Annotated in this window: 17 protein-coding genes; 7 read left to right on the forward strand and 10 right to left on the reverse strand. The window is 63.6% G+C overall.

All coding sequences use genetic code 11. The features are described from left to right. Positions 1–7: 7 nt before the first annotated feature. Positions 8–856, forward strand: coding sequence for a YihY/virulence factor BrkB family protein (locus AC1DMY_RS14515; RefSeq protein ID WP_477165644.1), 849 nt, complete (start codon positions 8–10; stop codon positions 854–856). Between the two features lie 179 nt (positions 857–1,035). Continuing rightward, a complete protein-coding gene (locus tag AC1DMY_RS14520) occupies positions 1,036–1,188 on the forward strand; it encodes a DUF3309 family protein (protein WP_082121058.1) in 153 nt (50 codons plus the stop codon). A gap of 88 nt (positions 1,189–1,276) precedes the next feature. Here the strand turns inward: AC1DMY_RS14520 and AC1DMY_RS14525 are convergent, their stop codons facing one another. Continuing rightward, positions 1,277–3,211 (reverse strand): hybrid sensor histidine kinase/response regulator, encoded by a 1,935-nt coding sequence (locus AC1DMY_RS14525; protein WP_477165645.1) that lies wholly within the window; start codon positions 3,209–3,211, stop codon positions 1,277–1,279. 119 nt (positions 3,212–3,330) lie between these two features. Beyond that, complete coding sequence (locus tag AC1DMY_RS14530) at positions 3,331–4,041, reverse strand: rRNA pseudouridine synthase (protein WP_477165646.1); 711 nt, start codon at positions 4,039–4,041, stop codon at positions 3,331–3,333. Positions 4,042–4,174: 133 nt separating this feature from the next. Here AC1DMY_RS14530 and AC1DMY_RS14535 point away from each other — a divergent pair, with 133 nt between their 5' ends. From AC1DMY_RS14535 to AC1DMY_RS14545, 3 genes are all read left to right on the forward strand, one after another. Continuing rightward, complete coding sequence (locus AC1DMY_RS14535) at positions 4,175–5,419, forward strand: DUF418 domain-containing protein (protein WP_477165647.1); 1,245 nt, start codon at positions 4,175–4,177, stop codon at positions 5,417–5,419. Between the two features lie 78 nt (positions 5,420–5,497). Beyond that, positions 5,498–5,716, forward strand: a complete 219-nt coding sequence (locus AC1DMY_RS14540; RefSeq protein ID WP_477165648.1) for a hypothetical protein — start codon at positions 5,498–5,500, stop codon at positions 5,714–5,716. Positions 5,717–5,812: 96 nt separating this feature from the next. Beyond that, on the forward strand, positions 5,813–6,184 hold the full coding sequence (locus tag AC1DMY_RS14545) for a hypothetical protein (RefSeq protein WP_477165649.1): 372 nt from the start codon (positions 5,813–5,815) through the stop codon (positions 6,182–6,184). Between the two features lie 153 nt (positions 6,185–6,337). On the opposite strand, the gene AC1DMY_RS14550 is transcribed toward AC1DMY_RS14545, so the two are convergent. Then, entirely contained in the window at positions 6,338–7,021 is a 684-nt protein-coding gene (locus tag AC1DMY_RS14550; RefSeq protein WP_477165650.1) for a toll/interleukin-1 receptor domain-containing protein, read from the reverse strand. Positions 7,022–7,023: 2 nt separating this feature from the next. Then, positions 7,024–7,887 carry a c-type heme family protein gene (locus AC1DMY_RS14555; protein ID WP_477165651.1) on the reverse strand — a complete coding sequence of 288 codons (864 nt, stop codon included), beginning with the start codon at positions 7,885–7,887 and terminating at the stop codon, positions 7,024–7,026. 282 nt (positions 7,888–8,169) lie between these two features. Between AC1DMY_RS14555 and AC1DMY_RS14560 the strand changes: the two genes are divergently transcribed. Both AC1DMY_RS14560 and AC1DMY_RS14565 read left to right on the forward strand, forming a co-directional pair. Next, entirely contained in the window at positions 8,170–8,523 is a 354-nt protein-coding gene (locus AC1DMY_RS14560) for an antibiotic biosynthesis monooxygenase family protein (protein ID WP_477165652.1), read from the forward strand. A 324-nt stretch (positions 8,524–8,847) separates the two neighbouring features. Beyond that, positions 8,848–9,174 carry an RcnB family protein gene (locus tag AC1DMY_RS14565; RefSeq protein WP_477165653.1) on the forward strand — a complete coding sequence of 109 codons (327 nt, stop codon included), beginning with the start codon at positions 8,848–8,850 and terminating at the stop codon, positions 9,172–9,174. A 31-nt stretch (positions 9,175–9,205) separates the two neighbouring features. Here the strand turns inward: AC1DMY_RS14565 and AC1DMY_RS14570 are convergent, their stop codons facing one another. The 6 genes from AC1DMY_RS14570 to AC1DMY_RS14595 form a co-directional block, all read right to left on the reverse strand. Next, positions 9,206–9,964 carry an AraC family transcriptional regulator gene (locus AC1DMY_RS14570; protein ID WP_477165654.1) on the reverse strand — a complete coding sequence of 253 codons (759 nt, stop codon included), beginning with the start codon at positions 9,962–9,964 and terminating at the stop codon, positions 9,206–9,208. Beyond that, complete coding sequence (locus tag AC1DMY_RS14575; RefSeq protein ID WP_477165655.1) at positions 9,961–10,338, reverse strand: VOC family protein; 378 nt, start codon at positions 10,336–10,338, stop codon at positions 9,961–9,963. Before AC1DMY_RS14575 ends, AC1DMY_RS14570 begins: the two co-directional genes overlap by 4 nt. Before the next feature lie 120 nt (positions 10,339–10,458). Next, the gene (locus tag AC1DMY_RS14580) at positions 10,459–11,205 is read right to left on the reverse strand and encodes an HvfC/BufC family peptide modification chaperone (RefSeq protein WP_477165656.1); all 747 of its coding nucleotides are present in this window, start codon (positions 11,203–11,205) and stop codon (positions 10,459–10,461) included. Further along, positions 11,202–12,047, reverse strand: coding sequence for an MNIO family bufferin maturase (bufB, locus tag AC1DMY_RS14585; protein ID WP_477165657.1), 846 nt, complete (start codon positions 12,045–12,047; stop codon positions 11,202–11,204). The genes AC1DMY_RS14580 and bufB overlap by 4 nt, the downstream gene beginning before the upstream one ends. Before the next feature lie 62 nt (positions 12,048–12,109). Continuing rightward, positions 12,110–12,391 carry a BufA2 family periplasmic bufferin-type metallophore gene (bufA2, locus tag AC1DMY_RS14590; RefSeq protein WP_477165658.1) on the reverse strand — a complete coding sequence of 94 codons (282 nt, stop codon included), beginning with the start codon at positions 12,389–12,391 and terminating at the stop codon, positions 12,110–12,112. A gap of 50 nt (positions 12,392–12,441) precedes the next feature. Then, positions 12,442–13,224 carry an alpha/beta fold hydrolase gene (locus AC1DMY_RS14595; protein ID WP_477165659.1) on the reverse strand — a complete coding sequence of 261 codons (783 nt, stop codon included), beginning with the start codon at positions 13,222–13,224 and terminating at the stop codon, positions 12,442–12,444. Positions 13,225–13,260 lie beyond the last annotated feature (36 nt).

Raw genomic sequence — 13,260 nt, forward strand, 5'->3', positions numbered from 1 at the left:
CATCGAGATGAAGAACAAGCTTTTCGTGGTGGTGAAATCGACGGTCGATGCCTTCAGCGACGACGAGTTGCTGACGCGGGCGGCGGCGCTATCGTTCTATGCCGCGCTGTCGCTGGCACCGTTGCTGCTGTTGTTGATGTGGAGCGTGTCGATTGCCAGGCCGGACTGGGCCGACGGCGTGACCCAGATGATCTCCACTATTGCGGGCGAACGGGCGGCGGTGGCGATCAACGAGGTGCTTGGTGCCGTGCGCAATCGCCCCATGACCGGCAGCGTCGCCGGCATGGTGAGCGTCGCCATCACGTTGTTCAGTGCGACGGCGGTATTCGCCCAGTTGCAGGGCACGCTCAATCGCGTCTGGCGTGTGAAGCCAGAACCGGGCGCTGCCATTGGCGCCTGGTTGCGCGCGCGTGCGCGAGCGGTGGCGTTGCTGGTGGGCATCGGTTTTTTGTTGGTGATCTTTTTCATCCTCGGAACGCTGATACGCCACGCCATTCCCGAGGAAGGCGCCGTGTGGAACGTCGTGGGTTCGATCAGCGGCTTCGCCGTGCTCTTTATCGCGTTCTGCGCCATGTACAAGGTGCTGCCCGATGCCTTGGTTGATTGGTCTGACGTGACGCTGGGTGCCTTCATCACCGGCGCGCTGTTGCAGATCGGCAAATACGTCATCGGTTTCTACTTGCAGCGCGCGAATGTCGGCAGTGCGTACGGTTCCGCGGCTGGTCTGGTGGTGCTGCTCACCTGGACGTACTACTGCGCCGTGGTGGTCCTGACCGGTGCTTCGTTGACGCGCGCCCTGGCAGATGCCTTCGGCAAGCCGATCCGACCCAGTGCCCACGCGGTGGAGATCGACTAGCGAGCGGCGCCTAAGCGGCAACCAAACGCCGCGCGCTTCTACACATTCTGCGTGTAAAAAGTTGACACGCCCGTTATCTGCCCGCGCCCAGGCTTCGTGACGCAGTATCTACTCGGGGCGTTTGCTGCTCTGGGACATCTCATCATTGCTGGCGCCGCGGTGCCACGAGGGGAAACGCCATGTCTCTCATCCTCCTGATCATCATCCTCATCCTTGTGATCGGCGCCTTGCCATCATGGCCCTATAGCCGCGGATGGGGCTACTACCCCAGCGGCGGCCTGGGCCTGATCCTGCTGATCTTGCTGATCCTGTTATTGATGGGACGCATCTGATCAGCCATCGGTGTAGTCAAGGCCAGACAACGACGGCGCCTTCCGGCGCCGTCGTAGCGTATGAACAGGCTCACTCCGGCCGCGCGCGCTAGACGTGCGCGTTCTTGGCGGCGGGCCGCGCCACGGCGGCCTCGACCACACGTACCAGGTCGGCGCGGCCGAACGGCTTGGGCAGGCGCAGCACGCCGCGGGCCGAGCCCTCGGGCAGTTCCGCATAGCCGGAGGCCAGAATGATGGGCAAGCTGGGCCAGCGCGATTGCACTTCTTCGATCAGCTGCAGGCCGTTCATGACGGGCATCGCGTAGTCGGTGATCATCACATCGAAAAAGGTTTTCTGCGACAACTGCTCCAGCGCCTCGCGCGCGGAGTGGGCTTCGACGGTGACGTGGCCAAGGTCGTTCAATACCGCCGTGATGGTCATCGCGATCAATGGATCATCGTCCACGACCAGGATGCTTTGCGCGCTGGTATTGGCCTGCGCATCAGGTTCGGGCGCGCGTGCCGGTGCCGCCGAGGTGGCACCGGCCATGGGGAGCCACAGCTCGGCGGTAGTGCCGTGACCCTCTTGGCTGCGCAGCAGCAGGCGTCCGCCGGATTGTTCGGCCAAGCCATGCACCATGGACAGGCCCAGGCCCGTACCCTTGCCGATGCCCTTGGTGGTGAAGAATGGTTCGGCCGCACGCTCCAGCGTGGCGGCGTCCATGCCGTGACCATCGTCGGTCACGGAGAGACTCACATAGCTGCCCGGCGGCAAGGCCGTGCGATGGCCGCTCTGCTCGATCGTCTCGTTCTTCGAGGTAATCATGATGTGCCCACCATCGGGCATCGCATCGCGCGCGTTCATGACCAGGTTGAGCAAGGCCAATTCGAGCTGGTTGCCATCCACCAGGGTTTGATGCAGCGTGAGCGGAAAGACCGTATCGATGATGATGGTGGGACCGGCCGAGCGCTGCAGCAGACTGCTGATCTCTTGCACCAGCGCGCGCACGTCGATCGCCGTGGGCTTGAGTTCCTGCTTGCGCGCAAACGCCAGCATGCGCTTGGTCAGGGCCGCACCGCGCCGCGCGCCTGCCAGGGCATTGCCCAGCAGATTGAGCGCCTGCGCATCGTGGGTAAGCCGCGGCTCAAGCAACTCGAGGCTGCCGATCACCGCCATCAACAAATTGTTGAAATCGTGTGCCACGCCACCGGTGAGCTGGCCGACCGCCTCCAGCTTTTGCGACTGGAACAGCGCTTCGCGCGCGTCGGCCAGCGCTGCATCGGCGTCGCGGCGCGCGGTGATGTCGCGCGTGACCTTGGCAAAGCCCACGTGACGGCCGTTGTCGTCGGTGATGCGGTCGATGATCACGTGCGCCCAGAAGGAGGTGCCGTCCTTGCGTACGCGCCAACCTTCGGCCTCGAATCGACCTACGCTCGCGGCAATACCGAGCGCTCGCTGGGGTTCGCCCGCGGCGCGATCCTCCAGGGTGTAAAACGTGGCCAGATGCTTGCCGAGGATCTCTTCGCGCGTATAGCCTTTGATGCGTTGCGCGCCGGTGTTCCAGCTGGTGATGAAGCCGTCCTGGTTGAGCATGTAGATGGCGCAGTCGCCGACACCTTGCAGCAGCAGGCGGAATTGCTCTTCGCTGTGGCGCAAGCGGTCTTCCGCCTGCTTGCGTTCGGTAAGGTCGCGGGTGATCGAGGCATAGCCGATCGGGGTGCCGTCAGCGGTCTTCACCAGGTCGAGCACCATATTCGCCCAGTACTGGGTGCCATCCTTGCGGCAGCGCCAGCCTTCCGCTTCCACTCGACCTTCTTCGTAAGCGGTTACCAGCGCCAGCTCCGGTTCGCGGGCGGCGCGCGCTTCCTCGGTATAGAACATTCTTAGATGCTGGCCGAGCACCTCGGGCGCCGAGTAGCCGGCGCTGCGCTCCGAGCCGATGTTCCAACTGGCGATCGTGCCGTCCAGATTGATCAAACAGATGGCGTAGTCGACGACGGAGTCGACCAGCAGCTCATATTTGTTTTGCCCCGTGGTGTTCAAGCGCCCCTCTTGGTACCGCTCAGGACTGGGTGGTCATTGTTTGTCGAGGAAACGTGTAGAACGCGTCAAAATCGCGGACTCGTTTGTTGCTCCCTCGAAGCCCGCCCGCCATCGGGCCATCAAAAGCGATCCGTGCTGGCCAGATACCGCCATTGACCCGGCTGCAGGCGGGACATCGGAACGCGCCCGATGCGCAGGCGCTTGATCGCCAACACCTTGAGGCCGACGGCATTGCACATGCGCTCGACCTTCTCGATCGCAATCCGCTTCAGGGCGAAGCGCAGGTGGGTTTCGTTCTGCCAGCTCACCTTGATCGGCGGCAGCGCGTAGTTGTCGAAGCTGAGCCCGTGGTTGAGCAAGGCGAGGCCGTTAGGCGCCAGCTTGCCCGCCACTTCCACCACGAGCTCCTGCTCGATGCGGTCGAAATCTTCTTCCAGGCGACGCTTGACCCGCCAGTCCTGGGTGAACACCAGCAGGCCGCTGGCTGAATCCGGCAAGGCCAGCGGCGATTCCAGTCGGGCGAAGTGCCGCTTCAGCAGGCGCACGCCCGAGGCATCGTCGTCGGCGTGGCTTTCCACGCGGACTAGCGCACGGGCTTCATCGACTGAAACGCCGGCGGGTTTGTGCAACACCAGCGTGGCTGGTTCGGCGGGCTCGAGCTTGGCGTGCGGATCGATGTCGATGCGCTGTTCCAGCACCTTGAACTGCGGCTCCTCGACGGTCACGCCATCCACGCGCACCCAGCCGCCTTCGATATACATTTCCGCCTCGCGTCGCGAGCACTGGGTCAGGGCGGCGACACGTTTGGCGAGGCGTACGGGTTCGGTCATCAGCGTTGCCAGGGAGTGATGTGCGTCATTATAGGCGCTGCGGTGCTGGCCGGAGCGTGCCTTCGCAGCCGGCAGGGGCGTCGCCTCGTGGTGGCGTCTTGTCTTTAGGGACGATCAGAGCAGGGGGCAAGCCATGTCCGATTGTGAGTCTATCAAGGAGGCGCGGCCCGTTCGTCCCGAGCGACGCATCGTCGCCATCGATGTATTGCGGGGCGCGGCGCTGTTCGGCGTGCTCTGCGTCAATCTCATCAACGAGTTTCGGGTATCCATTTTCCAGCAGTTTCTTCCCGCATCCAGTGACGGCTCCTGGTTGGATCATGCCGTACAGGCGATGGTGAGCATCGCCATGGAGTTGAAGGCATTCGCGCTGTTCTCTCTGCTGTTCGGCGTGGGCCTGGCCATTCAATTCGAACGACTGGCCGCGACGTCGCGGGGTCTCCCGCTGCTGACCAGGCGACTGCTGGTGCTGCTTGGGTTTGGCCTTATCCATCTGTGCTTTATCTGGAACGGCGACATTCTCACCGAGTACGCGCTGGTGGGCTTGCTGGCCTTGCCCTTCCTCTATGCGTCAAACCGCGGTCTTGCCCTGGCTGCCGCGGTGTCGCTCGCGATCTATGCGGCATTGCCGTTCTGGCTTCCGGATACATTCTTCTGGCCAAGCAGCGTCTCGCTTCAACAGTATGTCCAAACCGCTACGGCAGTGTATGCAGGCGGCACATGGGCGCAGGTCATCCGATTCAACCTCGCTGAAATACCGCATTTGATCCCTCTGCATCTGTTCGTCGCACCGCGCACGTTCGCCTTGTTCCTGCTAGGTGTGATGGCTTGGCGAACCGGTCTGCTGCGGCATCCCGAGCATTACCGTCGCCTGCTTGTCGGCATGGCGGTGGTGGGTGTTGTTTTGGGATTGGGTATGAGCTTGTTGGATCCACCCGATGCTTCCTCCGCCTGGCGCAGCTGGGCGCCGGTGATCTCGGTGCTGGCGACGCTGGGGCCGGCGGTACTGGCGATCGGCTTTGGGGCTGCGATCACGGTGCTTTACATGTTTACCAGGGCCGGTCGTGTGCTTGGCGTGCTGGGTCCACTCGGCCGCATGGCATTCAGCAACTACCTGGCCCAGTCGCTGATCTTCGGCTGGATCTTCTTCGGCTATGGCCTGGGTCGCTTCGGCCAGATGAGTCCATCACACGCCATGGGGCTCGGCGTGGCCGTCTATGGTTTCCAGATCATCGCCAGCCGGTGGTGGCTCAAGCGATATCGTTTTGGTCCGATGGAGTGGCTGTGGCGAACGCTTATGTATGGCGTACGGCAGCCGTGGCGGGTCTCGGCCGACGAATATCGCCAAAGGGCCGCTGGATCTGCGCCAGGGCTGAAGTAGACTGCCGTCCAGTCCAAGAGTCACCGATTGCTCCGTTCCTGCTGAAGCCACCATCGCACGCACACGAAGGAGTTTGGCATGACCAGGCATTTGCTCCTGAAAGCGCTCGCCCTGACGTTCACCGGTGCGTGTCTGTACTGCGGCCTCACAGCCACGGACTTCCACGAGCTGACCGTCAGTGCCACCGACGAGTCCACGAGTTGGCCCAAGGTGATACTCGCGGTCGCCTTCGGCATAGCGGCCGTCACCGCCCTCTACCTGTCCGCTCCAGCGAAAGACAAGGCATCGGAGTCCTGACTGCGTCCCGTCCGGAATACGTAAGACTTTCGGTCAGTTGTCGAGCTCGGCGCTCAGCGTAACGTCATGGCCCACCCTATCGGACGGGAGGCGCTAATGAACCCGATCAAGTGGTTGTTGGCAGTGACAGTATCGGCTTGCGGCTTGTTCGTGGTTTCAAGCCGAGTTCACGCCGCGCAGGGAACGGACGTGTGCAAGACGGGCTATGTGTGGCGCGAGGCATTTCATGGCGACCACGTCTGCGTAAAGCCTGGCGTGCGCGATCAGGCGGTCACGGATAATCGAGATGGGCCTTCCCGCAGGCAACCCGGGGGCGCCTACGGGCCAGATACCTGCAGTCCGGGCTATGTATGGCGAGAGGCGAATCCCCGCGACCATGTCTGCGTAAAACCTGAAGTCCGAAGCCAGGCGGCCAACGACAATCGCGAAGCACCGAAACGGATAGCTCGCAAGGAATACACGTTCTGATAGCAGCGAATCCAGAGAGCTGCACTGCTCATGGACGACGTGCAGTGCCTCTGCGGCGTTGCCAGGGCGATAGTGTCGATGCGTGATCAAGACGCTTGCCATGGATTGATCTGCGCATCGACACAGGGCGCGGCATGACTGTCGATCTGCCCACTATTTGTCCTTGCCAATCCGCCAGCACGCTTCGAGAAAGCGACGGCGTTCCACTTCGCCATCGATCTCCGGCGCGAGACGCTGCGCAAGCGCTTCCAGATCGCCGCCAGCCTGCGTGGCACGACGTACCAGATGACCGGCCACCGGTCCGATGCGTTTGGCGAGCTCCACTTCGAGCAGGCGCAAGTGTGCTGCGTCGACGCTGACGGTCTGATGCGAGGCATCCGTTGGCCCGCCAGCCCGACCTGCCGGATGCGCATGGAGCCGGTCGTGGAGGGCGGCTCTGCCAAGCGTGCTGTCGAGGTAATCGCACAGGCGATCGATATGCGGTTCGAGCGGTGGCGGGAAGGCATCCATCCAATGCTGGGTGCTTAGAAAATACTCCAGGCTCTTGGAGGGCGGCACGTTCTCGAGTCGAAACGGCAGGATCGGCAACTGCTTGTGCACCGCCCGCTCGACCTCGCGCCGCACCTGGCCCGAATCGTTGCTGCTGGCGGAGAAGACCAGCAACATCAGCCGCGCGCTGGTGATGGCATCAATGATGTCGGCGGCCCAGTCGGCTGCTGGGGAGATGTCGCGCGGCGCGATCCATACGCGGATGCCGCGTGCCTCCAGGCGCTGCACCAGCGCGAACGCCACTTGCCGATCCGGCTGCGAATAGCTGACGAACACGTCGTGCGCCATGGTCAGCTGCCCAGCAACTTCATCGCCTTGTCCAGGCTCTTGCGCATGCGGTTGAAGGCAGCCGACAAGGCGGCCACTTCCGCGCCACCCCCGCTCGGGAAATCGGCGGCGGAGCTATCGCCCAGGCTTACTTGGTCGGCGATGTGCGCAATGCGCCGCACCGGGCGGATCACCAGCAGATAGAGCGACACGTTGACCACCAGCAGCACGGCAACCAGCATCGCCGCGATCGCAATCAGCACGTCGCGACGAACGCGTTCGGCGCTAGCTTCGGCGCTGGCGAACGGGACCGAGACGATTTGCGCGCCGACCACTTCGTTCGGCTGCCAGCCAAAGCCGTTGTCGCTGCCATAGCGTGCGATCATCGTGGCGGGCGCCGCCGAGGGAAGGCTGTGGCAACCCAGGCAGCCGGCATCGACGCGGATAGGGCGTGCCAGGTAAAGCGTTCGTCCCATCGGGGTATCGCGTGTCCCGCTCATTTCCTTGGCGCTGCTGTCGTTGCGGAAGCGCTGCACGATGTCGGCCTCCCAGTCCGTCGCGCGGTCACGCGGATTGGTCGGGTTGAGCGTGGCTTCCTTATAGGCGTAGTCGGGGTGCGTCTTGTGCAGGGTGAGGAAGTTCTGCGTGGCGGCATAGAACGGCACGCTCTGCGGGCGGAACGCGCTGACCATCTTGTCGTCCAGCAACGGCACGATCTCGGTATCGGTGTAGGAGCGGATTGCCGCCGCGCTGTCCATCATCAGGCCGGCCTGTGCCAGCACTTCGCGCGTCGCGTTTTGCTGCAAGGTGGAAGTCACCACCAGGGAGATCGCGATCATGCCGAGCGCGAAGGCCGCGAGCAGTATCAGGTTGATCCGTAGCAGCACGCTCGGTCCCCCTTGTCGGCACGCAGATCCCCCGATCCGGCGCCGACGGAGTTCATGACGATTGGAACGCCCGTTGCGTCCTGCAGTCACGTTACTCCAGCCCCCGGGAAATCATGACACAAAGCGAAACAGAGGCGAGGCTCGGCCCTTGTCGCTGGGTTCGGGGTTTGTCAGCGCGGCAATGTGCGCGGTAACGTCAGCCGCGGAGGCCTGACCCGCTCCATCGGAACGTGTGCCACCGCTCGTTGACCACCCCAATCCCGGTTGCCCGAAAGGAACGCCATGAGCAGCGCTTCACCCCCGTTTTGCGCCATCTACCGCTGGCGGCTGCACCCCGGTTCCGAAGCGACCTTTGTCGAAGCGTGGTCGAGGATCACCCAGCTGCTGCGCAGCGAGCGAGGCTCGCTGGGCTCGCGCCTGCACCGGGGACCGGACCAGTTTTGGTACAGCTACACCCAATGGCCATCGGTGGAGGCCAAGGCAGAAGGGTTGGCGCGCGCGTCGGTCGATCCCGAGGCGTGGCAGCGCATGCGTGATTGCATTGCCGAAAGCCTGCCGGAACTCGTGCTCGAACCAGTGGCGGATTTCCTGGCGCCGCTTCCGCACGTCGTCGATGGAGCGTCGTCATCGACGTGATGTCGTCGCGCGTGGACTGGTCACTTCATGCTTGAGGAGGGGATGGAGCGTTGGGATCTCGGCATCCGACGGCGCTCTCATGTTCGCGATGCAGCAGTCCTTCTGCCCGCGTGGTCGTCTGTCTGTCGCGTTTGCCGGCTCGCGGGCATTCGAGCTGCAGGATGCTTCAGGCCGGCCCTGCCGATGAATGGCAGCGGTAGGCGCTACACCAATGTCACACGTTCGTGACTTGATGAAAGTAAGTGTGTTGCGCGGCGACTCTGCCGTTGGGCGCAAGACACTTCGATTCGCAAGAAAACGTGACTTTGACTAAGGACGCAGCTTATGAAAACGACACTGGCCGCAGCGATGGCCGCCGCGCTTCTCCTCTCCAACGCAGTGATGGCGCAGGAACACGAACATCCCCCCGGCGACGAGCACCATCAAGAAAATGCGGTGATGCACGACCGCGGTGCGAAAGAGGGTTGGTACAAGAAGGGCGGCGCCGTACCGCGTGAGTATCGCGATGACCGCTATGTCGTGACGGACTGGCGATCGGAACACCTGCGCGAGCCGCCACGCGGCTACCACTGGGTTCGCAGCGACAATGGCGAATTCCTGTTGGTTGCAGTCACTTCCGGCGTTATCGCCGACATCTTGATGAGCCACTAGTCGATCCATCGTCAGTCGCGCAGATGGCGCATCACCCACGTTGCCGCAATCGGTAATGTCCGGGTGATGCGCCAAACTGCTTGCGGAATGCACTGCTGAACGCAGCGAGGCTGAGATAGCCGCAGTCGAGCGCAGTCTGCGACACACTGGCGCCAGTGGAGAGCATCGCGACGGCGTGGATCATGCGGGCCTTTTGTCGCCACGCTTCGATGGTCAGTCCGGTCTCCTGCGGAAACAGGCGCTGCAGCGTGCGCAAGCTCGCGCCTGCATCGTTGGCCAACATCGGCAGATCGCGCTCGGCGCCGGGTGCATGAAGAAGTAGCTCCGCCAGCTTCGCCGCGCGTCGGCTTTGCGGCAGAGGCAGCACCAAGTCTTCGCTGCGCGCCTGGCATAGCAGGTCGACCAGCAGGCCGGCCAGCCGATCGTGTTGCGGTAGCTGCGGCGTGAGCATGCCGATGCCGACCACATGCAGGATCAGCTCGCGAAGCAGCGGCACGACTTCAAGCACCGCAGGCTCGCCCGGCAAGGGCGCCGCGCGCGATGCGTTGAGGTAGAGCGTTCGCAGGGTGACTTCACCCTGCATCCTGATGCTGTGCCTGATGCCTGCCGGCAGCCAGATCGCCCGCGTGCTTGGAATAAACCACGCCGCAGCTTCGGTGATCACCTGCATCACGCCAGAGGCCGCGAATACCAGTTGGCCCCAGCGGTGCTGGTGCTCGGCCAGCAGTGTGCCCGCGTGAAAGCTCAAGGCGAGCGTGCGGACGTCCTGGTTCTCGTTGTCGTCTGTCAATCGAACACGCCCGGCTCGTATTGCATCGCGCCGACGAAGTTGCCTTCGGTGTCTTCGAAATAGATCAGCTCGCCGACGCCATCGATGCGGTAGGGCTGCATCAGGATCTTGCCGCCACTGGCTTCGATGGCGGCGATGGTGGCCTTGAGGTCCGTCACGCCGAAACTCGCTTCGTAGCCGGCCATGCGCACGCCGGGGACAATGTCGCGACGTTCCTGCAGGGCGCCGAGCAGTCCTTGTCCGGCGTTCTTTATCTGGTAGAAACCAGGCGGTCCCCACGGCGTGAACGACCAGCCAAACACGCGCTCGTAGAAACCCCTGGCGCGTCCCACATCGTCGGCGTTGATCGCGAAGTGACGGAATACGGCGGGCATCGGGCAGCTCCTCGAAGGGAAGATCCACGACCAGCTTATCCGCGCCGGCGATGGCGCGCGTCCTAAGATATGCCAGAAACCGACTGTGGCGCGCCACCGAGGCTTGCGTTGCTCGCGCAGCTAGATGACGCCGGTGACCATGCCCGCCGAGATCCAGCTGGCCAGCAGCTCGCCGGCACGGGCAATGCCGGCCGCTTCGCCGAGGCGTGCCACGAGTGCATCGCAGAGTGCGCTGAAACGTGGGTCGTCGCGCAGCAGGAGCAGCGCGTCGTGTTCGACCGTATCGACCTGCTTCAACTGGCAGGTGTAGCCCTGCCGCCAGGTCACGACACCGCCGGGCGTGGCCAGCATTTCGCTCTCCGGTGCGCCGGTGCCCTGTTGCAACGCGGACCAAAGGTCCGGCGCATTGGTCGTCACCGATCGCTGCCGCAGGCTTGGTGCGAGCTGGAGGCGTGCGGTATCCCAGTCGATGTCGGCCAGTTGATCGCTGGACAGCGGCATCGCATCCGGCGCCACGAAGGATTCGGACAGCGACCATTCGATCCACGCCAGCTCGTGAACGTCGGGGTTGTCCGGCAGCATACTGATCAGCGTGATCCCGAAATCCGCGCCATACGCATCGAGCGTCCAGCTATGCGGCGGTCGGCTGTCGATGTGGCGGATGGCCGCTTCGAGAAAAAGCGTCGAACCCAGCCACGCGTGCAGCTGCGGATAGCTCGCTTCCAGCACGCCCACCAGCTGGGCGCGATAGTTGTTCTGGTAGACCGTCATGCCCATGCCCACGCCGGGATCGAGGCGCCGTGCTGCCTCGGGCGAGGCCAGGGTCAGCCAGTCGCGAAAGTCGCGCTGCAATTCGGCGAGCGTCATGCGGCCTCCCGCAGGTGGCGCGCACGCTCGCCAATGCCGCGAGCAATGGCCAGTTCGGTTAGCAGTTCGGCCAGCGGTGGCATCGCATCGTCGCGCTCGATCATGCTGGCCACCGGACCAAGCAGCGACATGGCCTCGGCGTAAAGCGACCAGACGTCATCGCACACGGGCTGGTCGTGCGTGTCGATCAGCAGGTCGGTGACCTCGGTGTGGCCGGCGAGGTGGATCTGACGTATGCGATCTGCAGGCAGGCCGCGCAGGAAGGCGTGCGCATCCAGGCCATGGTTGCGCGAACTCACATAGACATTGTTCACGTCCAGCAGCAAGCCGCAGCCGGTGCGACGCGACATCGCCGCGAGGAACTCCCACTCGGCCATGTCGCTCTCGGCAAAGGCCACATAACTGGACGGGTTTTCGAACAGCATCGAGCGGCCCAGCGCCTCCTGCGCCATGTCGATATGGCGGCAGACCAGGTCCAGCGCTTCGTTGGTATACGGCAGCGGAAGCAGGTCGTGCGAGTTGAAGCCGGCCACCCGCGACCAGCTCAGATGATCGGACACGAACAGCGGCTGGATCTCGTCGACGAGTGCGCGCAGTCGGCCCAGATAATCATGATCGAGCCCGTCGACCGAACCGATCGACATCGACACGCCATGCAACGCCACCGGATGACGCTCGCGCACCTGGCGCAGGATGTGGCGCGGCTGGCCGCCATCCACCATGAAGTTCTCGGAGATCACCTCGACGAAATCGACCGGCACATCGGACTGGAGAAAGTCGCGGTAGTGCTCCTTGCGCAGGCCGAGGCCGAAACCCGCAAATGCCGGAGGTGGCGTGAACATGGCGTGGTCCTTGGAAGCGGAGAAAGTGCGGGGCCTGCGCCAAGCGAGGCCCCGCAGGCGATTTACTTCGGTTCGGTGAGCGTGCCGCCTTCGGCGACGCAGGCGCTCTTGGTCTTCACGACGACGCCTTGGCCCTTGCAGCTGTTGAGGCCTTTGCAATCGTTTTTGGCGGTGGCGCACAGGCTGGTGCCCTTGCAGGTGTTGACGCCGTAGCAACGCACGGGTTCTTCCTTCGCGCCGGCCTGATCGGCGGCACGCACGGGCGAGGCGATCGAGGCGACGGCGAGGGCGACGAGTGCGGCGGCGGAAGCGAAGCTGGTGCGCTTGATGGAGACGGTAGTCATGCTCGGATTCCTTGAAAGATGAAGTTCGGTGGGACGGGGCGGGGATGTGCTCAATGCACGCTGGTGGCGGCTTCCTCGATCACCTTCGCCACCGCTTCGGGCTGCGAGATGTAGACGAGGTGGCTGGCTTTGATCTCGGTGACCTTGGAGCCGGCACGCTGGTACATCCAGCGCTGCAGGTCGGGGCTGAGCGCATGGTCTTCGGTGCTGACCACGGCCCAGCTCGGCTTGCCGTGCCATGCGGCCGACGACACCGTGGCGTTGAACGCGGCGGAAGTGGCCTGTGCCTGCGATATCGCGAAGAAGTTGGTGCGATTCGGGGTGAGGTCGGCGGCGAAATCGGCGGCGAACTTCGACGGCTCCACATAGAGGTGGCCGTCTCGCGTTGCCACGATGTCGTTGCTCGGCGACGGCATCGAACCGACCAGCTGGCTCAGGCTCTCGCCTTCGCTCGGTTGCACGCCGGCCACATAGACCAGGGCTTTCACTTTGTCGCGATTGCCCGCCACGGTGATCACGGCGCCGCCATAGCTGTGACCGACCAGCACCACGGGACCATCCTGTTGGCGGATCAACTCGCGGGTCAGGTCGATATCGTCGGCCAGCGTCTCGATGCGGGGCTGTTCGACGGTGACGTGGTAGCCCTTGTGGATCAGGATGTCGTGCACGACGCGCCAGCCAGAACCGTCGACGAAGGCACCGGGCACGATCACGATGTTCTTGACGCCAGCGGGAACGGAAGTCGGCGTCGTTGCGGCTTTGGGCGTCTCGTCGGCGAGGGCGGGGCCCATCGATGCCATCAAGGCAATGGTGAGGCTCAGCAGGGTGCGCATGGGTGTGTCCTTTCGCTAATCAGGGATGAGGAAGAG

It is taken from the genome of Dyella sp. 01L423 (assembly GCF_056399945.1).

Excerpts from the sequence above, each read along its gene's own strand:
- bufA2 (WP_477165658.1), bottom strand. The coding sequence starts at position 12,391 with ATGACTACCGTCTCCATCAAGCGCACCAGCTTCGCTTCCGCCGCCGCA.
- AC1DMY_RS14550 (WP_477165650.1), bottom strand. The coding sequence starts at position 7,021 with ATGGCGCACGACGTGTTCGTCAGCTATTCGCAGCCGGATCGGCAAGTG.
- AC1DMY_RS14575 (WP_477165655.1), bottom strand. The coding sequence starts at position 10,338 with ATGCCCGCCGTATTCCGTCACTTCGCGATCAACGCCGACGATGTGGGA.
- AC1DMY_RS14560 (WP_477165652.1), top strand. The coding sequence starts at position 8,170 with ATGAGCAGCGCTTCACCCCCGTTTTGCGCCATCTACCGCTGGCGGCTG.
- AC1DMY_RS14595 (WP_477165659.1), bottom strand. The coding sequence starts at position 13,224 with ATGCGCACCCTGCTGAGCCTCACCATTGCCTTGATGGCATCGATGGGC.
- bufB (WP_477165657.1), bottom strand. The coding sequence starts at position 12,047 with ATGTTCACGCCACCTCCGGCATTTGCGGGTTTCGGCCTCGGCCTGCGC.
- AC1DMY_RS14580 (WP_477165656.1), bottom strand. The coding sequence starts at position 11,205 with ATGACGCTCGCCGAATTGCAGCGCGACTTTCGCGACTGGCTGACCCTG.
- AC1DMY_RS14545 (WP_477165649.1), top strand. The coding sequence starts at position 5,813 with ATGAACCCGATCAAGTGGTTGTTGGCAGTGACAGTATCGGCTTGCGGC.
- AC1DMY_RS14520 (WP_082121058.1), top strand. The coding sequence starts at position 1,036 with ATGTCTCTCATCCTCCTGATCATCATCCTCATCCTTGTGATCGGCGCC.
- AC1DMY_RS14515 (WP_477165644.1), top strand. The coding sequence starts at position 8 with ATGAAGAACAAGCTTTTCGTGGTGGTGAAATCGACGGTCGATGCCTTC.
- AC1DMY_RS14565 (WP_477165653.1), top strand. The coding sequence starts at position 8,848 with ATGAAAACGACACTGGCCGCAGCGATGGCCGCCGCGCTTCTCCTCTCC.
- AC1DMY_RS14535 (WP_477165647.1), top strand. The coding sequence starts at position 4,175 with ATGTCCGATTGTGAGTCTATCAAGGAGGCGCGGCCCGTTCGTCCCGAG.
- AC1DMY_RS14540 (WP_477165648.1), top strand. The coding sequence starts at position 5,498 with ATGACCAGGCATTTGCTCCTGAAAGCGCTCGCCCTGACGTTCACCGGT.
- AC1DMY_RS14530 (WP_477165646.1), bottom strand. The coding sequence starts at position 4,041 with ATGACCGAACCCGTACGCCTCGCCAAACGTGTCGCCGCCCTGACCCAG.